Genomic DNA, 19,544 nt, shown 5'->3' with positions numbered 1-19,544 from the left:
ATGTGGTTACAATATTCAGGTTATTCGTAAGAGGTGGCGCCCTCTAACTCCGTCTCTTATGAGGAACACGTGGATCGCGGTTTCCGTGCCCCACACGAAACCAAAGATGCACACCCCTAATACATAAGGAGAGCCATTTTGGCAACCAAGATTCGTCTGAAGCGCCTGGGTAAGAAGCACTACGCCTTCTACCGCATTGTGATCATGGATTCCCGTAAGGCCCGCGATGGCAAGACCATCGAGGAGATCGGTATCTACGATCCCAACAAGCAGCCCTCGCTCATCCAGATCAAGTCTGACCGCGCTCAGTACTGGCTCGGCGTTGGCGCCCAGCCGACCGAAGCCGTCTTCAAGCTGCTGAACATCACCGGTGACTGGCAGAAGTTCAAGGGTCTGCCGGGTGCCGAGGGCACGCTGAAGGTGGCCGAGGAAGGCCCGGATGCCGAAGCCCGCGTGGCTGCCGCCGCCGATGAGGCCCAGAAGCTGAAGGCCGCCAAGGCCGAAGCTGAAGCCAAGGCCAAGGCTGAGGCCGAAGCCGCCAAGGCCGCTGAAGAAGCCGAGGCTCCGGCCGAGGAAGCCGCCGAGGAGAAGGCTGAGTAATCATGCTTGCCGAAGCCGTCGAACACCTGATCAAGAACATCGTTGATTTCCCGGACGACGTTTCCGTGAAGTCCCACGAGAACAACCGCGGCGAACTGCTTCGCGTGCGGGTGAACCCGGAGGACATCGGACGCGTCATCGGACGTGGCGGTCGCACCGCCAACGCCATTCGCACCGTGGTGCAGGCGCTGTCCGATCACAAGGTTCGTGTCGACATCATGGATGTCCGCTGAGCGATGGCTGAACAGCATAACGAGGACCCTCAGCAGCGCGAGCTGCTGAGGGTCTGCCGTATCGGACGCGCTCAGGGACTGAAGGGCGAAGTGAACGTCCGTGTCTTCACCGACGAACCGGAGGAGCGTTTCGCTCCCGGTTCCGTGCTGCTGACCCGCGACGGCCGTGAGTTTACGGTCGCGAAGTCACGCAAATTCAAGGAACGTTGGATCGTGTTGTTCAAGGGCGTTGCCGACCGTAACGCGTCGGAGGCGCTGAACGGCACCGATCTGTATGTGGAACCCGTGTATTCCGACGATGATGAGGATGAGGGGTTCTACATGGAGGACCTTATTGGTCTCGAGGCCCGCATCTACGAGTCGGACGGCGATTCTGCCGACGCCGACGCCACTGCCGAATCGTATGTGGTGGCCGGCAAGGTGTCCGATGTGATCGACGGCCCCGCACAGGATCTACTGCAGATCACCGAGCCCAGCGGCGCCGAGTCGCTGGTCCCCTTCGTGGAGGAGATCGTGCCCGAAGTGGATCTGGAGGAGGGCTATCTCGTCCTCACTCCCCCCAACGGCCTTCTCCAGGATCGCTAATCACTTCCCGGTTCCCCTCTCTGTGGGGAACCGCATTCTCAACTCTCTCCTTCCCCTTGAGGGGAAGGTGGCACGCAAAGCGTGACGGATGAGGTGAACAAACAAACACGGGCTGAGGGGAACATCGACCAAACCCCTCGCAACCCCTCCCCTCAGACCGCCTACGGCGGCCAGCTCCCCTCCCTCAAGGGGAAGCCACAGCTCTCATGCCTTCCCCTTGAGGGGAAGGTGGCACGCGCAGCGTGACGGATGAGGTGATAAAACAACACGGTCGGCGCAGCCGTCCAATCCCACCGAGCACCTCCTCACCTCAGCCCGCCTGCGGCGGCCAGCTCCCCTCCCACGGAGGGGAGCCACGGCGAATGCGCTACCGCCCAGTGTTGGCGTCCACGAAACGGCGAATGTAGTGCAGCGCAGCGCCGAGCGTGCTCTGCTCGGCTTCGTCCACGCTCTTGCGCAGCTGCACGGTGCTTTCGGGGAACGGGTCGAGCGCCCGCACACGATCGGCCAGCCTGCGCATATCCGCCTCAGAGAATCGTCTGGCGATCTCGCCACCGAGAATCACGTCCACACTGAACACCATGCGCATGTTGGTGATCGTCTGCGCCAACGCGTCCAGATAGTCGTTGAACAGTCTCACACACGTCTCGTCGCCGGCATGCAGACGGTCGAAGAAGCCGTCGAGATCGGTACCGCTCTCCCCCAGCAACGCCTCGCGCGAACAATACGCGTCCACGCATCCACGCTGACCGCAGTAGCATGCGCGCCCACCGGGCACGAGCCGCATGTGCTCGCAGTTGCCGCTGCGCAGATCGGTGCCCTGGCGAACCCGTCCGTCGACGATCACCGCGCTGCCCACATGCTCGTTGAGATACAGACAGTAGGCGTCGCTGACCGTGGGATCGAACCAGACCTCGGTGCTGGCTGCCGAATACGAATCGTGGATGAACTGACACGGGTAGGGCAGCCGCGCAGCGAACGGTGCGACGGACAGGCCGGTATTGCCCAGAATGCCGCCGAACGTGATCTGCTCGCCATCCGGCGAGACGCGACCCTGCACGGAGAACGCGACGCCGAGCACACGATGCCGATCGAAGTCGGCCGGTCCCATGACACCGCCGTCCGTCTGTGCCTGCCCGGCAAGCGCCTCGCGCTCCCTGCCAGCGAGCGCGTTGATGAAGTCCTCGATCTTGTTGCAGGCGGCGTCGTAGAATCGCGCGGTGTTCTCGTAGGCGAGGCGGACGTGGGTGAAGGCGAGGCGCCGCCCGTTGAGGTCGGCCGCGCACAGGTCCATGCCGTCGGAGAACACGGATACGCCTACTGCGATGCGGGCTTCGGGGATGAACGCGTAGTTCTGTGGTTTGCGTCCGCCGGTTGAGGTGAGGAATCCGGTTCGCTGGATCAGGCCTTCGTCTTCGAGCACGGCGAGGTTCTGCGCGATGATGGGCAGACTGCATGGCACGGCCAGGGCGATGTCCTGGCGGGAGCCCTTCTTGTGCGTGTAGAGGTAGTCGAGGATCATCTGGCGTTTGGCGAGCTTGGTGGTCTCGGATTTCGACGTCGATGCCGTGGCCGCCGTCATTGGGCCGGTCTGCGACGGCATCGTTCGGGTTCGTGATGCCGGTCGTGTTGATGTCGTCTGATTGTTCATCGCCATGCTCATCGCCGAACGCTCCTTGTCACTCGCTGATTTCTCATTGTACGGAAGCGGCACAGTGGTTTTGCCGCGTTCCGGCACTTTTGCAGATGATTTGTGATATTCTTTTCTAAACTACTTTTAAAAGTTTATTACAAAACGTCAAGGAGGACGGCATGACCATGACCACCACCATGAACACGACTTCCACCCGGGCAGACCGCACCGCCCGAACCGTCCGTCTTACGATCGTCGGCGAACACGGCGAGGGGATCATCCTCGACGCCCATGTGGACGCCTCGCTCGTCGAACGGATCACCGTCATCGCCGAGCAGACGCCGCACTCCACCGATGCCGATCTGCCCGGCGATCGCCCCGTCGATCACATCGTGCGTCGCGCAATCAGATTCATCGACTGCAACTACGCGTCGCGGATCGACGTGGGCGAGGTGGCCCGTCGAATCAACGTGGACCGTAGCCACCTGTCGCGGCGCTTCCACGTCTGCACCGGCATGACGGTGAAGCAGTACATCGACATGCTGCGCATACGTCAGGCCGAACGACTGCTCGCCGGCACGACCATGAGCGTCACCCGCGTGGCGCAGCGCTGCGGCTACGCCAGCGCGGATGTGCTCACCCGGCGGTTCCGCGCGGTCAGGCAGATCACGCCTGCACAGTATCGGAGCGCGATGACCCGTCCGACTGCCCCTCGTCCTGAGACAGGCCCTCGGTAAGCTCCTTGACGATCTGTTCGTGCCGGGCCATGGTCAGCGTGAACTTGCAGTGGTAGACCAGCATGCTGAGCAGCACCAGCACCACCGGCACGCCGCACATGATCGCCTTGAACAGGAACCGGCCGCCCGGCGTGATGTCGGCGAACGTGGCGGCGCCGGTCATACCACACGCCACGGCCACCAGACCGACGATGCCGTTCGACAACGCGCCGGAGAACTTGTCGAGCATCGGACGCAGCGCCAGGGTCAGGCTTTCGTGCCGCTCCCCCGTCTTCCACTGCCCGTATTCGATCGTGTCGGTGAGGGCCAGGGTCAGCGACGCCCAGATGATCGGCTGCGGGAAGAGGAACAGGACCGACGCGACCACGATCACCACCACGTTCGTGGGCGCCAGGAAGAACACGACGAACGAGACGAGCATCACGCCGAGCGCGCCGAACAGGATCGGCTTGCGTTCGAACTTGCTGATCAGCCACGGGTAGAACGCGATCGACACCACCGCCGAGAGCGTGGCCGGGCCGAAGATCATGGAATAGCTGGCCGCATCGCCGTAGATGTACTGGAAGTAGTAGGTCATCAGCGCCGCGGTGAGCGCGAGCGCGAAGTAGTAGCACAAGCTCGCCACCGACAGCCAGGCCAGCTGGTCGTTGTGGAAGATGATGCGGAACACGTCCTTGAACTTGGTCTTCTCCGAGTGGGCGCGCAGTGGCGACTCCACCTCCTTGATGCCGAAGCTCGTGAGCAGCACCGACGAGACGACGAACAGGAACACGAGCACGGCGAAGAACAGCCAGCCGTTGCGTTCGCTGCCGAACCAGCCTTCGCCGAGCAACACGGACGGGATGACCATGGCGGTGACGATCATCTGGCCCACGCCGGCGCCGAGTCGTCCCACCGCGGTGGCGGTTCCACGGCCTTCGGCGGTGTCGGAGAGCGCGGGGATCATGGACCACATGGAGATGTCGTACAGCGAGTACGAGCAGTCCATAAGCAGGAAGAACACGGTGAACAGCACCACGTAGAGCACGGGATTGTTGATGTTCGCACCGCCGAACGTGGTGAACAGCATGACGAAGCTGACCGATCCGACCAGTCCGCCGATGATGATCCACGGCTTGAATTTGCCGATCGGGGTGCGCGTGTTGTCGATCAGCGTGCCGAGGAACGGGTCGAGAATGAGTTCCACGATGCGCACCACGATGATGATGCCGGAGATGAGGGCGACCATATGGTCGTCGTATGATTTGCTGCCGCTGGCGAAGAGCGGTCCGGTGATGAATTTGATGAGATAGAGGGAGAAGCCGAAGTAGAAGACGTCGTGGCCGATCAGGCCGAGCAGGTAGAAGACGAAATTACGGGTGTTGGATTTGGATCGGGTTTGCGTTGAGGATGCGGATTGGACGTTGATCTGGGTGTCGGCCTGAGACGTGGATGCGGTGGATACGGATGTTGGTTGTGCTGTCATGATGCCTCTTTGCGTCGAAGAACAGGGGCCGTTCCCGGCTCGCCATCGAGCACGAGATACGGAAAGACGGCTGCGAGCACAGGCCCGCAGCCGTGAGGAAGGAGATGCTTCAGGAGAGATTGCGAATGGGGATCGGCGTTGACGATCGATGGCGTGCAGGACGCAGATGTGCGGACACGGGGGTCGGGCCCTCCCTCAGTCCGGCGACCGCCGGCCAGCTCCCTCCCTCGGAGGGAGCACACCCGAAGGAATGTTCTCCCTCCGAGGGAGGGGGATGTCGGGGCGGAGCCGCGACAGGGGGAGGGATCAGACACCACTCAGCCAGACATTCACCCGCCCAGCCACATCGTCATCGTCATCGTCATTCGTCAGGCGACGACCGACGCCGGCCGCTCACGCGGGGATGGTCAGATCCTCGTTAAGGTCGAGGTTCTTGCCCTTGAGCCCCACGTAGGCGCCTTCAGCCGCCTCCGGGGAGTCCGGATGCGCGAGCAGCCACTTGTTGCGCGCCCACAGGATGCGATCCTCCTCGTTGCCGGGGTGGATGAGCGGCTTGTCGGTGTTGGTGCCCTCCACCAGAACGATCGCCGTGCGGAACGATCCTCTAGTGGTGGCCGGCGCGTAGTGCATGGTCGTCTCGTAGTAGAGCACGGCCGTGCCGGCTGGCACGAGGAACGCTTCGATCGTGGAGGTGTCGAGCGCGTAGTCGCCGTCGTTCATCTCGATGTTCTGCTTCTTGCCGAGCATGAGCACGATGTCGTCGGCAGCTACCAGCACCTCGATGCCACGGTGGCATTCCAGCGCGTTGAGCGTGGTGTTGGTTCCGTTGCAGTACCCGGCCTGGATCGTCAGACCGCCGAAGATGCGGTCGCGCAGATCCAGGAACACGGGCAGGCCTTCGAGTTTGTCGAAGCTGGGCACGTAGACCACGCCGTCGGCCGGCGCGTCGGTGTTCTCGTTGAGCACGCCGATCAGCTGGCTGAAGTCGTAGTCGTCGGGGAGCACACGGCCGTAGGGCGCGAATGCCTCCGGTTCGGTGAGTACGTTATGCAGGATCATGGTCGGTTTCCTTGCGACGGGCGACTACTTGAGTTCCTCGTCGAAGCAGATGGCGACCTTGCCGCACTCGCCCTTGTCCATCAGCTCGTAAGCCTTGGACACGTCGTCGATAGAGAAGCGGTCGGTGACGAGATCCTCCGGGTGCAGGTTCCAACGAACCAGTTCCTCGACCAGGGTCTCCATGCGGGCGAGGCTGGTCACCCAGCTGCCGTAGATGGTCTTCTGGCCGTGCAGCAGATCCGGGCTCGGGTTGAAGTGCACGGTGCCGCCTTCGCCGACTAGTGCGATGCGTCCCCAGGCGCGGGTGGCGCGAATGGCGATCTGACGGGCCGGATCCGCACCGGAAGTGTCGATGGCGCGTTCGACGCCGTGGCCGCCGGTCAGGTCGAGAATCTCGTCGACGGTGTTCTCGTTGGAGTCGAGGACCACGTCCGCGAGACCCATCTTGCGGGCGAGCTCGAGACGGTAGGGGTTGTTCTCCACACCGATGAGCTTGTTCGCGCCGAGCTTGCGAGCCAGCATCAGGGTGGCGAGACCCACCGGGCCGAGGCCGGTGACCAGCACCGCATCGTTGCCGGAGATGCCGATCTTCTCGATGCCTTCGTAGACGGTGCCGAAGCCGCAGGCGACCTGTGCGCCGTCGGTGTAGGTCAGTTCGTCGGGCAGCTCAATGAGGTCCTTCTCGTCGCACACCACGTATTCCTCCATGCCGCCGTCGCACTGCCAGCCGTATGCGGCACGCAGCGGGGAGGAGCAGGAGATCTGGTAGCCCATGCGGCAGTCGTGGCACAGACCGCAGCCGGAGATGTGGTAGACGATCACGCGGGAGCCGGCCTTGAAGCGACGCACGCCCGGGCCTTCCTCAACGACCTGACCGCACGGCTCGTGACCGGCGACCTTGTTCTGGTAGCCCTCCGGGCCCTTGCCGGTGTGCTCGCGGTAGATGGCGCGGATGTCGCTGCCGCAGATGGTGGACGCCTTCATCTTGACGAGCACCTGGCCGTAGCCGGGCTTCGGGATCGGGATCTCGCGCAGATCGACCGTGCTGTTTCCGGGCAGGTAGGCCGCCTTCATCATTCCTTCCATGGCAACTCCTTTGTTCTGCGGGAAGGTTCCCGTTGGTGTTGATCGTGTGATCGGTTTGCTGTTATGTTCCGGTTCGTCGGCCGCCCGACGTCCGGGTGCTTTCTCGCCGCGTTCGCAACTTTTGTTTTTTACTTTTTAAAGTTACTTACGAAAGATAATATAGCCCCTGCCCGCGGCTTTGGGAAGGCGAAAACACGACGTTTTATGGGCACGGATCGACGATTCGTGATGTGTGGGGTTTCTGGTTGTGCGCGACTGCGTCGCGGTCGATTCATTCGCTGATTGCGTGCACCTCATCCGTCACGCTTCGCGTGCCACCTTCCCCTCAAGGGGAAGGACGAGAAAAGACGGGAGTTCGGGCGCAGACGGTAGGCTTGCCTATTATGCGTATCGACATTGTTTCCGTGTTTCCCGAGTACTTCGACGTGCTGAAGCTCAGTCTGCTCGGCAAGGCCCAGGACAAGGGGCTGCTCAGTGTGACCGCCCACAATCTGCGTGACTGGACGCACGACGTGCATCATTCCGTGGACGATACCCCGGTCGGCGGCGGCGCCGGCATGGTGATGAAGCCCGAAGTATGGGCGCAGTGCCTCGACGACGTCATGGGTCTGGCTCCCGTGTCGTTCGACGATAACGGCCAGCCCGTGCAGTCGCGCGATTTCCGCCTGATCGGCACGGACGACGAGGCCAACGACAGTGCCGACGATGACGACAACGTCGATGATTCCAACGGTTCCGATGATGGCGATGGCAACTCCGTTGATTCCACGGATGACCCCGCTATCGCAAATTCCGCACCGGCCGAGGCGACGACCGATTCCCCCAAGCCGATCCTGATTTTCCCCAATCCGTCGGCGCCGCTGTTCACGCAGGCCGATGCGACCGAACTGTCACGCGCTGATCATCTGGTGTTCGGATGCGGCCGCTATGAAGGCATCGACGCGCGCGTGCCTGAATACTATGCGCGGCAGGGCGTGGAAGTGCGCGAGTATTCGATCGGCGACTACGTGCTCAACGGCGGCGAGGTGGCCGTGTCCGCTATGATCGAGGCGATCGTGCGACTCGTGCCCGGATTCATGGGCAACCCCGAGTCGATCGTCGAGGAGTCGTACACCGGCGATCCGCTGCTCGAGCATCGCCAGTTCACTAAGCCGGCCACGTGGCGCGGCATCGCCGTGGACCCTGTGCTCACCAGCGGCGATCACGGCAAGGTGGACCGCTATCGCCGCGACGAGGCCATGGAACGTACCACGCGCATTCGCCCGGATCTGGTGGAGGAGCTTGACTGCAAGGCGCTGAGCAAGGCCGACCGCAAGACCCTCATGGCCCTGGGCTGGAACGTCTCCGGCCAGCACCCCCGCCACTAGCTTCTCCTTGACTCCCCTCAGTCCGCCATACGGCGGCCAGCTCCCCTCCCACGGAGGGGAGCCAAGCTCTTATGCTTTCTCCTTCCCCTCGAGGGGAAGGTGGCACGCGAAGCGTGACGGATGAGGTGACACCACAAACAAGCCGTCACTCCCTGTTCCTCGGCTCCCCTCCCTGAAGGGAGCCGTCGGCGACAACCGACTGAGGGGAGCCGGAGTGAGCCACACCCATGGGCTCACTCCATGTTGTCGACGGATTCCTCGATCACGGTTTCGAAGTAGAACACCGCGGTCTCGCCATACGTGCGCACCTGCGTGATCTCCCAACCCTCCGGGGCCGTGGGATCATCGGACCTCGCGGAACGCTCCAGCATGATCACGCCCTGCGGATCGACCATGCCGTTCACGGTCAGATCACGCAGCAACGCATTGCAGTCCTCCGTACCGAACACGTACGGCGGGTCGATGAATACGAGGTCGAACGGCCCGCCAGCCGCACCGGCGGCGAACTTCTCGGCCTTCGCCTTGATCACGCGTGCCGACATGTCGGACTTCCACGCGCGTGACTGCTTCAGCCGGCCGAACGACTTGCCCAGCATCGCCGACGCGGGACCGGCCGACTCCACCGCAACTAACGATTTCGCGCCACGGGACAGCGCCTCGATGCCGAGCGCGCCGGTGCCGGCGAACAGGTCGAGCACGCGCGCGTCGTCGAGCACGCCGATCGCCGTCAGATGCGAGAAGATCGCCTCCTTGGCACGGTCGGTGGTGGGGCGGGTGCCGGTCTTCGGCGTGGTAATCTCAAAACCCTTGAATCGTCCAGCAATAATACGCATACCAACCATTATGCACGGCCGCACAGCGCAGTCCGGCGATCACACGGCCCGAACGGCAATCACGTGCTGGTGATGAACTGTTCGTTGCCGCGGGTGAAGTCGAGCACGGCTCCGGCAAGTTCGGTGGCACCGGCAAGCGTCGGATCGGCCGCCAGCAGTTCGCGCGCCTGCTCGCGCGCCTCGCCGATCATGTCCGCATCCTTGACCACGCGTAGCAGCTTCAGCGACGAGCGGCCGCCCGACTGCGCGTCGCCGAGCACGTCGCCCGCGCCGCGTAGCTCCAGATCAGCCTGCGCGATGTCGGCGCCGTCGGTGGACGTGCGGATGACCTCCAATCGCTGCGCGGCGATCGAATCCGGTTCGGCGCGCGAGATCAGGAACGCCCAGCTGTGCGTACCGCCACGGCCCACACGACCGCGCAGCTGGTGCAGCTGCGACAGGCCGAAACGGTCGGCGTCGAAGATCACGATGCAGCTGGCCTGCGGCACGTCCACGCCGACCTCGATCACCGTGGTCGCCACCAGCACCGGCGTATCACCGGACGAGAAGCCCTCCATCACCTCACGTTTGGTATCGTCGTCATCACGCCCGGTAAGCGTGGCGATGCGAATGCCCGCGAACTGCGGCAGCGCGGCCAGACGTCGGGAAATCTCCTCGACGGAATGCAGCGGCGGCTTCTCCTCCGCATCCTCATCGTCGGCAAGCTCCTCGAACGGATCCTCGATGTACGTGGCGTACTCCTCGCCGCGTAAACCGCCACGACCGGAACCACGCCCGCCGCGCGCGCCCTTGCCCTTGCCGCCGCCGGATTTGCCGGACCGACCGCCCGACTTCGTCGAGGTGCCGTCGTCGGTTTCGTCCTCGGTGTCCTCGTCGATGCGCGGGCAGACGATATACGCCCGCTCCCCCGCGTCCACGCGTGCACGGATGTGCGCGAACATGCGCCCCATGGTTCGCCCGTCCGCCTCGGGAACGACGATCGTGCGGATCGGCTTGCGTCCGCCGGGCAGTTCCGTCAGCCACGAGATGTCAAGATCACCGAACCATGTCATCGCGGCAGTGCGCGGGATCGGTGTGGCCGTCATGACCAGCAAGTGCGGCGCCTTCTCCGACTTGCGTCGCAGCGTCTCGCGCTGTTCCACGCCGAACCGGTGCTGTTCGTCGATCACGGCGAGCGCCAGGTTCGGCGCCTGAAAGCTCTTGGAAAATGCGGCGTGCGTGGCCACCACGATGCACGGGTCGCCGCTCGCCGCCTGCGCCAGCACGCGCCGCCGCTGTGCAAGCTTCATGCCACCGGTAAGCAGTAGCACGGGCACGCCCTGCTTGCCCACCATGCGGCCGATGCTCTCGTAATGCTGTTCGGCCAGCACCTGCGTGGGAGCGACCAGCACGGCCTGATGACCGGCATCCACGGCCTGCAGCATGGCGGCCACGGCCACCACGGTCTTGCCGGAGCCGACCTCGCCCTGCAGGAGTCGCTGCATCGGCGACGGTTTGGCCATGTCGGCGGCGATGTCATCGATCACCTGCTGCTGTCCGCCGGTCAACGAGAACGGCAGTGACGCGATGAACCGCTGCTTGAACGATTCGTTGGGATCGTGCGGCTCCCCGCACGCGTATGCCTCGATGCCGTCGCTCTGCCTGCGCGCCTTGAGCAGCGCGGTCTGTGAAACGAACGCCTCCTCGAAACGAAGAGTACGGATGCCGTCGCGGAACTGTTTGACGGAGTCGGGATTGTGGATGGCGCAGAACGCCTCGGCTCGGTGCATCAAACCGTTGCGCTCGCGCACGGTTTCGGGCAGAACGTCGGGAATCGCGTGGGCCAGCATGGCCGGCACGATCGGCAGCACCGACTCCTCCGCCCCAGCCGGCGCAAAGCCGCCGGTCTTGCCTGCATCGGCATTCGCATCCGGCGTCTCGGGCACACCGCCCGATGCCAGTAGTCGCATGAATCCGAGAATCGACTCATGAATATGGTCGGACGATATGCGCGAGCTGGCGTGATATACCGGCTGCGGTCGGGATGCCTTGGCCAGACCCGCCTCTACGGAGTCGATTTCGGCGGGCATTCCATCCGGCGTGCGCACCACGACCACGTCGGGATGGGTGAACTGCAGATTGTCGTTGAATATGCTCGGATCGCCGGACACCACGACCACCGAACCGGGGACCAGGCGGGACGCCATCCAGTCACCGTAGCCACGATTATGTGAGAAGAACGTCAGTCGTACCGTTCCGGGCGCGCTGCCGTATTCATAGGAGAATTCGGCGTCGTCGAGAATGGATTCCACACGTCCGCCACGTCGACCGTTCATCGGCACCACGCGGGTCTGCCGAACGGTGGCTACGAACGCGGCTTTCACGCCGACGGTGATGCGGCGGATCGGCGTCACCGGCACGGGGTCGGTCACGCGGAACGGATAGTAGGCGAGCGCGTCGCGTACGGTGATCACGCCCAGTGATTTCAACGCTCCGACGCGCCGTTTGTTCGTCATCAGCGACGATACTGCGGAGTCCAAAGCGATAGTCATACGCCCCATTTGTACCCAGTCGTATCGACGTCGTATCGACGGGGGCCATATACAAACAAAAAAGGCTCCGGAATCGTTCCGGAGCCTTGTACGTGTTTATGCGTACCGCAATCAGGCGGCGCGCTGGACCTTGCCGGCCTTCAGGCAGGAGGTGCACACGCGCAGGCGAACGTTCTCGCCCTCGACGGTGGTGCGAACCGACTGCAGGTTCGGCAGGAAGCGACGCTTGTTACGGATATGCGAGTGAGAAACGGTGTAACCGACCTGCGGGCCCTTGCCGCAGACTGCACAACGAGCTGCCATGTTTGACTCCTCTAACTTACTGCTTGTTCAAGTCTTTCCCGTGTCCCCGTCGGGAAGCAACCCGGCCTGAACACACAACTTCACGATATTACAGCGAAATACGAGATATTGCAAATATCACGGGTATCATGCCGTGGATATTGTGTATGGACCGTTGGATCGCGTGCCGTCGATCATGAGAACCGCATCATCAGCGGCGTAATGAACGTCGTCAGCACCGTCAGTATGACGAACACGATAATGCCGGGATTGGCGAGCGCCACGCGGAAGCGGTTGCGCGGCACCAGTTCCTTCGGCGACTGCTGGAAGTACGCGCGTTTGCGACGGATGGCATTGACGAGCAGCACCACGCCGGCGATGACCAGTGCCAGTATCAACACCGTGTAGAGCATGTATCCGATTAGCTGCGGGCCGGATCGTCCGAACGCCGCGGTGATGCGCTGCACGTCGCCGGACATCAGGTCGTTCATGTCCTTGTCGCTGACGTTGGTGAGGGCCGGCGCCGCCACGCCGCCTATGAAATTGACCGTGGCGTGCAGCGCGATCGTGTACCGCAGTTTGCCGGTGCGCACGTATACGTATCCCCAGAGCAGTCCCCAGCCGAACGCGTAGAAGAACTGATACAGGTTGGAGTGCATGAGTCCGAACAGCAGCGCCGACGAGAAAACGGCGAGTTTTTCGCCGTAGATGCGCGTGCGGTCGATGAGGCAGCGGCGGAATATGAACTCTTCGGCAAGCGGCGCGAACACCACGAACGTGATGCCCTCCACCACATGATCCAGCGGGGTGGTGCCGGATGCCACGGAGTCCAGCAGATTGCTGAATTTGCCGCCGGACAGCAGATCGGACAGACTCGACCCGAGTATGCTGCCGACGAACATGATCGGGAATCCCATGACCAGAATCGTCAGCCATTCGCGCGCGCAGAACCGTGCACCCGGATCGGCCCCGCGCGGCTGCGGTGGATATTTGGGTATCGTGAACGCGACGATCAGGCACAGCGGCAGCGCGGCGCCATACTGTGCGACGTTCGACAGCATCAGGGACAGCCAGGGGAACTTGTCGATGGTGCGCGCGGCGGGATCGATCTCCTGTACCAGAATGTTGCCCACGAACTGCAGCAGCATCAGTACCAGTTCTGCGCCGAGCATCCACACCAGCAGCGTCCAGCCCATGCGGGAGAACGCCGTACGCGCCGTACGAAGATTGACTTCGGGATAGTGCACAGTGCCACGCGGCGCGAGCCGGCCGCCTCCGGGGTACGCCAGATACGGTTGCCCGGCGGGCGCATGGCCTCCGGCAGGATACGGCTGCCCGGCAGGGGGCACATACCCGGCGACAGGATTCGCCGCATACCCACCGGACGCATACCCACCGGACTGGTACCCGGACGGATACTGGTATCCTCCCGGCGTCTGCTGCGCCGGACGTTGCGATGGCTGTGACGGATACCGTTGCGGAGGCTGTTGAGAATATTGAGGATGCTGCGGGTCGCTCATCGCCACCCCTTCCCTGGACCACGAACCACGATGTCTTTCCCTTCACCGTAACACCCGTACCTCGAATCGCCCATCAATTCACCGTGAGTTCATGTTCTTCGGCGCATCGCCCACGCAAACGCCCCTTACGATGAAGGATGGTTGTCGCGCGGCATGCCGTTCCGCATGCTCTGCGCGGGCGCGAAAGATCAGGAGGACCTTCCATGACCGGCACCGAACCGAGTGAGAACGCCACGAACACCGCAAGCACCAGCATGAACACCGCGAACACGTCACGCGTCGTCGCCCCCGATACAGCCGATCATGCGGCCACGATCAAGGGTCAGGATGCGCCGCGCGCGTTGGGCGACGGCGAGTTCCCCGTCCCGCCGAGCGGCAGACTCACCGCGCGGGAGAAGAAGTGGATCGTCTACGATGTGGGCAATTCCGCGTTCGTGCTGCTGAGCACCGCGGTGATCCCGATCTACGCGAAGTCGCTCATGCCCGCCGACGGCAACATCGTGTCGGCATGGGGATACGCGCAGACGATCGCATCGCTCGTGATCGCGCTGCTCATGCCATTGCTCGGCTCGATCGCCGACGTGCAGGGTATGAAGATCAAGTTCTTCCTCGGCTTCTTCGGCACTGGCGTGGTGACCTGCTGTGCCATGGCGCTGCCGCTGACATGGCTGCCGTTTCTGGTGGTGTATGTACTCGCCACGATCGGTCTGAACGGCTCGCTCACGTTCTACGATTCCATGCTGATCGACACCACGTCGAACGAACGCATGGACAAGGTGTCGTCCCACGGCTACGGATGGGGATACGTGGGGTCCACGATTCCGTTCATTTTCTGCATCGCGTTGATCTTCGGCGGCCCGGCGCTGTTCGGTTGGTCGACGGTGGCGTGCACGCGCGCGTCGTTCGTGATCACCGCCGTCTGGTGGGTGGCGTTCACGATCCCGCTGCTGACCAGCTACCGTCAGGTGCACTACCGCGCCACGCGCGATCACACGCGGGAGGCGGTGCACGGCACGTTCGCCGAACTGTCATCCACGCTGCACAAGCTCGTACGCAACAAGCCGCTGTGGATGTTCATGGTCGCGTTCTTCTTCTACATCGACGCGGTGAACACGGTGATCTCGATGAGCACGTCGTACGGCACGCAGCTCGGCATCGATTCGACGCAGCTGGTGATCGCGCTGCTGGTCACGCAGTTCGTCGCGTTCCCGTGTGCGATCCTCTACGGTCGCATGGCCGGCCGGTTCGGTTGCAAGCCGATGATCGTCGCGGCCGTCGTGGCGTACATGTGCATCGTGTTCTTCGCCGCGTTCTTCCTGAAGTCGGCGGCCGAATTCTGGATCCTCGCGATCCTGGTCGGCATGTTCCAAGGCGGCATCCAGGCGTTGAGCCGTTCGTACTACGGCAAGATCATTCCCAAGGAGCACGCCAACGAGTACTACGGTCTGTACGACATCTTCGGCAAGACCGCCTCGATCCTCGGCACGTTCCTGGTCGCCACCACCACGACCCTCACCGGCAACGCATCGCTCGGCGTCCTCTCCATCGCCATTCTCCTCGTCGTCGCCCTCGTCTTCCTCACCCTCCAAAAGGATCCGACGAAGGCGGACTGATCCGGGCGCTCATTCCGGGCGAATATACTTCAGCGTATGACAGGCATTCGTTTCAGGCGCGGCGATCCCGGCGATCGGCCGGACAGTCCGTGGATCGCACGGCATTGGAAGGGCATGGTCGCGGCGTTGTGCGCGATCGGATTCGCCGTAATGGCGTATTTCTGGATCTACCTGCCGAATCGTTCGGTCGACGTCAGCCATACGCAGTACGAGATCAAGACCGGCAGCAAGTTCACGCATCAGCAGATCGACGACGCGATCGGCGCCATGCTGGACCGCAAATGGACCTCCTGGAAGGGTTGTGAGATCTCCCGAATCTCGTACGACGAGGCGTGGTCGGACGATTACCTGCGCTCGGAACACCAGATGACGATCGACAATCCGGGTTCGAGTTCCTCCATATCGGCGGCCATCGATAAGTACGGCATGGACCGAGTGGCCATATTCCGTACCGATTTCCAATGCTCTTACGGAAGCGACGGCAGTTTCGGCTCCGGCCCGTACACCGGTTGGATGGACACCTACGTCTACGACCCCTCCTCGCCGGATGCCGACCACGGCTGGGTGTACATCGACAGCGGCTACTAGATCAACGACTCCGCCAAGGTGTCGGCCGTTGATTACCGTTCGCGCTTCGCCGTGCGCTTCCACCGTTCGACCAGCCAGTGGGAGACGAACGCCGACACGGCGACGGCCATGCCCACCGGCACGAAGAACGTGATCGGCGCCTCCGCAAGTTCCATGATCAGGCACATGGCCATAAGCGGCGCCTGCTGCGACGCGGACAGCAGCGCCGCCGCGCCGATCAGCGCGCATGCCGTGGCCGAGTCGATCGGGCAGATCAACAGCCACGGCAACGCCAGCATCGCGCCCAGCGTGGCGCCCAACGCGATTCCCGGCTGCAGCACGCCACCGGACGCGCCCGAACGAATGGTCAGCAGCGTGACGACCGCCTTGACCGCGAACGAGATCGACAGCAGTCCCAGCATCGGCCAGAAATACTGATGCAGATCACCGCCCGCACCCATGCCGGTACCGGATGAGGCGCCGCCAGTCAGACCGAAGCCGATCAGATTCCACGGCGAAGCACCGGCCGACGTTGCCGACAGCGCCGCGCCCGAATCGTTGCCAATGAACGTGCTGAACCCCAGCTGCGCGGCCGCACGACCATTGCCCATCACCTGCGGCACGAACAATGCGACCACACCGGTGAGTACACCGGCCAGCGGCATCTGCCACAGCAGCGCCTTGCCGGACGGCTTATGCGATTCGGCCCACTGCGATCCACGACGGAACAACGCGCCGGCCACGCCGCACACCGTGCCGCACAGCAGTGCGAACAGCATCAGCGTGGGAGTCTCCCCCGGCTGTATCGCCGTGATGTCGTAGAACGTATGGTGTCCCTTGATCAGCGTGGCGACGAACGCAGCCACCGCCGACGTGCCCAGACCGAACGCGACCTTCTCGATCGTGATGTCCGCGAGCAGGATCTCCACGGCGAAGAACATGCCGGCAAGCGGCGCGTCATAGACACCGCCCAGACCGGCGCCCGCCGCAACGGCGACGACCATGCGACGGTCCAGTCCATTCAGATGAAAGATGTCGCAGAACCGTTGGGCGAGCATGGCACCGAGTTCACGCGGTGCCACCTCACGGCCGATCGACGCGCCCGAACCGACGATGAAGATCTGCAATACGACGTGCACCACAGTCTGCCACCACGGCATGCGTTCGCCGTTCACCGCCTTCTTGACCGACGGCACCTTGGTGGTCTTGGTGCGCAGCAGATACCAAGCCACGGCGGCGATCGACAGGCCGACCGTCACGGACACCGCGCGACGCCATCCCGGCACGATGAACGGGCCCGGCATGGATGAGCCCTCGATATAGCCGAGCATCACATGCTCCACGCCGTACAGCAGCAGGGTCAGCAATCCCGCACCCGCGCCGATCACCGCTCCAAGCACGACCACCGCCGCAGCCAGCCAGCCGATACGCTTCCAGTCCATACCGCCTGAGGAAGTTGCCTCGTTAGACGTCGTTTTCGACGTCGCATTGTCCGATGGCGTTGCCGCGAACGGTGTCGCCTCATCCGTTGTTTTCTCAGAAGTCGTCAGATTCGTCTGCCGTCCGTTACCGTCGGAGCCCTTCCGCTGATTCGTATCCTGCCGCATGCGCGCATATCCTCATACCGCTTATCCAAAATTGCCTCTCCACACCATACTCAGCCCCTACACCAGCGGCAATACCGCCGTAGGCGACCCAATCGGTAAATCGTCAACGGTAGCCAGCGTTCCGTTCTCATCCACGCGGAACAGTGTCAGATGGTCCTCGGTCTCGTTCGCCGCGACCAGGTATCGTCCGACCGCGCACAGATGACGGGGACGTCCACCGCCACTGAACACACTGCTCACGCGAGTCAGTGTCTCCCCGTCCCAGCGCAATGAAACGATCCGATCGGATCCGCGCAATCCCACGTAGGCCATGCCCGCGTAATCTGCACTGTCCGTGTCGTCCGTGTCCGCAGATGCCGACCGCTCCGCGTACTCGGATTCCGCAATGAACGCGAGAGACGCCGCCTGATCGGCCGGAGCGGCGGCAAGATCGACCGTCTGCAGAATACGGAAGTCGTCGGCATCAGGCTGCAGCACCGTAACCGTGCATCCCCATTCGTCAACGACGGCCACGCGCCATGAGCCATCATCCGCCGGCAGCAGATGCATGTCTCGCGGGCCGGTGCCGGAAGCCAATCGCACCATGCCCGTACGAGTCAGTACGCCATCGTTCCACTGATGAATATAAATACGATCGGCGCCGAGATCGGTGGACAGCACGCGCCCGTCCGGCAACGGCAGGAGCCAGTGCGCATGCGGTCCTTCCTGTGCAGGCAGTGGACCGTGTCCTTCCTCCGGGTTCCCCTGCAACGTCTGGGATACACCGCCCAGTGTTCCATCCTCGTTGATCGGGAATACGCTGATTGATCCGCTGACGTAGTTCGCGGTGATGGCATGCTTCCGACCGTTGTCGTCCACCGCTACCGCCACGTGCGTGGGCCCGTCACCGGGAACGTCTTCGCATGAGATCAGTGTCAGACTGCGGGTTTCATGATCGCCGTCGACGCGGAGAGCCACCAAGCCACGACTGTTTTCCAATACCGCGTACACGGTGTCGGTCGCGGAGCTGCGATCCCGTTCTAGCCACGAAGGTGACGGCACGTCGGATAGTAGACGCTCATGATGCAGCGTGCCGTCATTGGTCTGCGCATGCAAGGTGCATAGTTCGATGCCTCTGCCGTTCGATCCCTGCAACGCTCCGTATCCGCCGATCAGGAGATCAACAGCTTTCATATCTCGTGTCATGATCTTCAGTGTAAAACCATGGGAGAAAAAGAGCTGTAGATAAATAAAAAGGGAGGGAAACCGTTAGGTTTCCCTCCCTGATAAGAGTAAATTGCGGTGGTGTGCTACTCTCCCACACCCTGTCGAGTGCAGTACCATCGCCGTGCCAGGTCTTAGCTTCCGGGTTCGGAATGGGTCCGGGCGTCTCCCCTGGGCCATGACCGCCGCAAAATATTGAAATTATCACCGGGGATCATCCCGGTGGATGGTGGTGGTCTGGGAACCGGCTAGCGGACGCGTCGTGTGTTTTCGTGTCGATCGCAGTGTGAACCAAAAGTGCTCCGTGCTTGTCCGGGAACGTCTGGAATTCGTTCCGGGAACCCAACCCCCGAGGGTGTTGGGTTGTGTTGTCGCTCGTCCGTTAGTACCGGTCAGCTCCACCCCTCGCGGGGCTTCCACGTCCGGCCTATCAACCACGTGTTCTCCATGGGGACTACACACGCTTAACGCGTGACGGAATGCTTATCTTGGAGAGGGCTTCCCGCTTAGATGCTTTCAGCGGTTATCCCATCCGAACGTAGCCAACCAGCCGTGCCCCTGGCGGGACAACTGGCATACCAGAGGTTCGTCCACCCAGGTCCTCTCGTACTATGGGCAGGGCT

The 19,544-nt window shown here is 62.8% G+C and carries 17 protein-coding genes and 2 rRNA genes; 7 read left to right on the top strand and 12 right to left on the bottom strand.

All coding sequences use genetic code 11. The annotated features are described in order from the left end of the window. Positions 1-138 precede the first annotated feature (138 nt). From rpsP to rimM, 3 genes are read left to right on the top strand one after another with little or no spacing between them, the layout of a single operon-like run. On the top strand, positions 139-600 hold the full coding sequence (gene rpsP, locus Tam10B_RS08900) for a 30S ribosomal protein S16 (RefSeq protein WP_093960892.1): 462 nt from the start codon (positions 139-141) through the stop codon (positions 598-600). A 2-nt stretch (positions 601-602) separates the two neighbouring features. Then, positions 603-833 (top strand): RNA-binding protein, encoded by a 231-nt coding sequence (locus tag Tam10B_RS08895; RefSeq protein ID WP_093960891.1) that lies wholly within the window; start codon positions 603-605, stop codon positions 831-833. A gap of 3 nt (positions 834-836) precedes the next feature. Then, positions 837-1,418 (top strand): ribosome maturation factor RimM, encoded by a 582-nt coding sequence (gene rimM / locus Tam10B_RS08890; RefSeq protein ID WP_093960890.1) that lies wholly within the window; start codon positions 837-839, stop codon positions 1,416-1,418. Between the two features lie 367 nt (positions 1,419-1,785). On the opposite strand, the gene Tam10B_RS08885 is transcribed toward rimM, so the two are convergent. Then, positions 1,786-3,081: an ROK family protein gene (locus tag Tam10B_RS08885; protein WP_093960889.1), complete on the bottom strand. Its 1,296-nt coding sequence runs from the start codon at positions 3,079-3,081 to the stop codon at positions 1,786-1,788. 149 nt (positions 3,082-3,230) lie between these two features. On the opposite strand from Tam10B_RS08885, the gene Tam10B_RS08880 reads away from it, so the two are divergent. Further along, positions 3,231-3,788 carry a helix-turn-helix domain-containing protein gene (locus tag Tam10B_RS08880; RefSeq protein WP_093960888.1) on the top strand — a complete coding sequence of 186 codons (558 nt, stop codon included), beginning with the start codon at positions 3,231-3,233 and terminating at the stop codon, positions 3,786-3,788. On the opposite strand, the gene Tam10B_RS08875 is transcribed toward Tam10B_RS08880, so the two are convergent. From Tam10B_RS08875 to Tam10B_RS08865, 3 genes are all read right to left on the bottom strand, one after another. Then, positions 3,718-5,253, bottom strand: coding sequence for a glycoside-pentoside-hexuronide (GPH):cation symporter (locus Tam10B_RS08875; RefSeq protein WP_093960887.1), 1,536 nt, complete (start codon positions 5,251-5,253; stop codon positions 3,718-3,720). The two genes, Tam10B_RS08880 and Tam10B_RS08875, sit on opposite strands and share 71 nt — an antisense overlap. Positions 5,254-5,646: 393 nt before the next feature. Next, complete coding sequence (locus Tam10B_RS08870; protein WP_093960886.1) at positions 5,647-6,312, bottom strand: DUF4867 family protein; 666 nt, start codon at positions 6,310-6,312, stop codon at positions 5,647-5,649. Positions 6,313-6,336: 24 nt separating this feature from the next. Continuing rightward, positions 6,337-7,398, bottom strand: a complete 1,062-nt coding sequence (locus tag Tam10B_RS08865; RefSeq protein ID WP_093960885.1) for a zinc-dependent alcohol dehydrogenase family protein — start codon at positions 7,396-7,398, stop codon at positions 6,337-6,339. Positions 7,399-7,781: 383 nt separating this feature from the next. On the opposite strand from Tam10B_RS08865, the gene trmD reads away from it, so the two are divergent. Then, the gene (trmD, locus tag Tam10B_RS08860; RefSeq protein ID WP_093960884.1) at positions 7,782-8,765 is read left to right on the top strand and encodes a tRNA (guanosine(37)-N1)-methyltransferase TrmD; all 984 of its coding nucleotides are present in this window, start codon (positions 7,782-7,784) and stop codon (positions 8,763-8,765) included. A 233-nt stretch (positions 8,766-8,998) separates the two neighbouring features. Here trmD and rsmD read toward each other — a convergent pair whose 3' ends face one another. The 4 genes from rsmD to Tam10B_RS08840 all read right to left on the bottom strand — a co-directional run bounded on the left by rsmD (position 8,999) and on the right by Tam10B_RS08840 (position 13,931). Further along, a complete protein-coding gene (rsmD, locus tag Tam10B_RS08855) occupies positions 8,999-9,598 on the bottom strand; it encodes a 16S rRNA (guanine(966)-N(2))-methyltransferase RsmD (RefSeq protein WP_093960883.1) in 600 nt (199 codons plus the stop codon). Positions 9,599-9,657: 59 nt separating this feature from the next. After that, complete coding sequence (locus tag Tam10B_RS08850) at positions 9,658-12,129, bottom strand: ATP-dependent DNA helicase RecG (protein WP_093960882.1); 2,472 nt, start codon at positions 12,127-12,129, stop codon at positions 9,658-9,660. A gap of 111 nt (positions 12,130-12,240) precedes the next feature. Continuing rightward, positions 12,241-12,432 carry a 50S ribosomal protein L28 gene (gene rpmB, locus Tam10B_RS08845; RefSeq protein ID WP_093960881.1) on the bottom strand — a complete coding sequence of 64 codons (192 nt, stop codon included), beginning with the start codon at positions 12,430-12,432 and terminating at the stop codon, positions 12,241-12,243. Positions 12,433-12,605: 173 nt separating this feature from the next. Further along, the gene (locus tag Tam10B_RS08840; protein ID WP_093960880.1) at positions 12,606-13,931 is read right to left on the bottom strand and encodes a type II CAAX endopeptidase family protein; all 1,326 of its coding nucleotides are present in this window, start codon (positions 13,929-13,931) and stop codon (positions 12,606-12,608) included. Positions 13,932-14,134: 203 nt separating this feature from the next. Between Tam10B_RS08840 and Tam10B_RS08835 the strand changes: the two genes are divergently transcribed. Both Tam10B_RS08835 and Tam10B_RS08830 read left to right on the top strand, forming a co-directional pair. Continuing rightward, entirely contained in the window at positions 14,135-15,544 is a 1,410-nt protein-coding gene (locus tag Tam10B_RS08835; RefSeq protein WP_233133670.1) for an MFS transporter, read from the top strand. Between the two features lie 36 nt (positions 15,545-15,580). Further along, the gene (locus Tam10B_RS08830) at positions 15,581-16,132 is read left to right on the top strand and encodes a hypothetical protein (RefSeq protein ID WP_143248614.1); all 552 of its coding nucleotides are present in this window, start codon (positions 15,581-15,583) and stop codon (positions 16,130-16,132) included. 32 nt (positions 16,133-16,164) lie between these two features. Here the strand turns inward: Tam10B_RS08830 and Tam10B_RS08825 are convergent, their stop codons facing one another. The 4 genes from Tam10B_RS08825 to Tam10B_RS08810 all read right to left on the bottom strand — a co-directional run. Continuing rightward, positions 16,165-17,553 carry a chloride channel protein gene (locus Tam10B_RS08825; protein WP_093960878.1) on the bottom strand — a complete coding sequence of 463 codons (1,389 nt, stop codon included), beginning with the start codon at positions 17,551-17,553 and terminating at the stop codon, positions 16,165-16,167. 222 nt (positions 17,554-17,775) lie between these two features. Then, positions 17,776-18,891: a lactonase family protein gene (locus Tam10B_RS08820; protein WP_158214183.1), complete on the bottom strand. Its 1,116-nt coding sequence runs from the start codon at positions 18,889-18,891 to the stop codon at positions 17,776-17,778. A gap of 103 nt (positions 18,892-18,994) precedes the next feature. Next, a 5S ribosomal RNA gene (rrf, locus tag Tam10B_RS08815) occupies positions 18,995-19,111 on the bottom strand. A gap of 172 nt (positions 19,112-19,283) precedes the next feature. Then, positions 19,284-19,544 (bottom strand): 23S ribosomal RNA (locus Tam10B_RS08810); the annotation flags it as partial.

It is taken from the genome of Bifidobacterium vansinderenii, from assembly GCF_002234915.1.
Taxonomy (GTDB): Bacteria; Actinomycetota; Actinomycetes; order Actinomycetales; family Bifidobacteriaceae; genus Galliscardovia; species Galliscardovia vansinderenii.
The sequence above is the reverse complement of the archived record's forward strand: the minus strand, read 5'-3'. Positions and strand labels throughout refer to the sequence as shown.

Bases quoted from the DNA above. Each gene is read 5' to 3' on its own strand.
- Tam10B_RS08895 (WP_093960891.1), top strand. From the start codon at position 603: ATGCTTGCCGAAGCCGTCGAACACCTGATCAAGAACATCGTTGATTTC.
- rimM (WP_093960890.1), top strand. From the start codon at position 837: ATGGCTGAACAGCATAACGAGGACCCTCAGCAGCGCGAGCTGCTGAGG.
- Tam10B_RS08885 (WP_093960889.1), bottom strand. From the start codon at position 3,081: ATGAGCATGGCGATGAACAATCAGACGACATCAACACGACCGGCATCA.
- Tam10B_RS08880 (WP_093960888.1), top strand. From the start codon at position 3,231: ATGACCATGACCACCACCATGAACACGACTTCCACCCGGGCAGACCGC.
- Tam10B_RS08875 (WP_093960887.1), bottom strand. From the start codon at position 5,253: ATGACAGCACAACCAACATCCGTATCCACCGCATCCACGTCTCAGGCC.
- Tam10B_RS08870 (WP_093960886.1), bottom strand. From the start codon at position 6,312: ATGATCCTGCATAACGTACTCACCGAACCGGAGGCATTCGCGCCCTAC.
- Tam10B_RS08865 (WP_093960885.1), bottom strand. From the start codon at position 7,398: ATGGAAGGAATGATGAAGGCGGCCTACCTGCCCGGAAACAGCACGGTC.
- trmD (WP_093960884.1), top strand. From the start codon at position 7,782: ATGCGTATCGACATTGTTTCCGTGTTTCCCGAGTACTTCGACGTGCTG.
- rsmD (WP_093960883.1), bottom strand. From the start codon at position 9,598: ATGCGTATTATTGCTGGACGATTCAAGGGTTTTGAGATTACCACGCCG.
- Tam10B_RS08850 (WP_093960882.1), bottom strand. From the start codon at position 12,129: ATGACTATCGCTTTGGACTCCGCAGTATCGTCGCTGATGACGAACAAA.
- rpmB (WP_093960881.1), bottom strand. From the start codon at position 12,432: ATGGCAGCTCGTTGTGCAGTCTGCGGCAAGGGCCCGCAGGTCGGTTAC.
- Tam10B_RS08840 (WP_093960880.1), bottom strand. From the start codon at position 13,931: ATGAGCGACCCGCAGCATCCTCAATATTCTCAACAGCCTCCGCAACGG.
- Tam10B_RS08835 (WP_233133670.1), top strand. From the start codon at position 14,135: ATGACCGGCACCGAACCGAGTGAGAACGCCACGAACACCGCAAGCACC.
- Tam10B_RS08830 (WP_143248614.1), top strand. From the start codon at position 15,581: ATGACAGGCATTCGTTTCAGGCGCGGCGATCCCGGCGATCGGCCGGAC.
- Tam10B_RS08825 (WP_093960878.1), bottom strand. From the start codon at position 17,553: ATGGACTGGAAGCGTATCGGCTGGCTGGCTGCGGCGGTGGTCGTGCTT.
- Tam10B_RS08820 (WP_158214183.1), bottom strand. From the start codon at position 18,891: ATGAAAGCTGTTGATCTCCTGATCGGCGGATACGGAGCGTTGCAGGGA.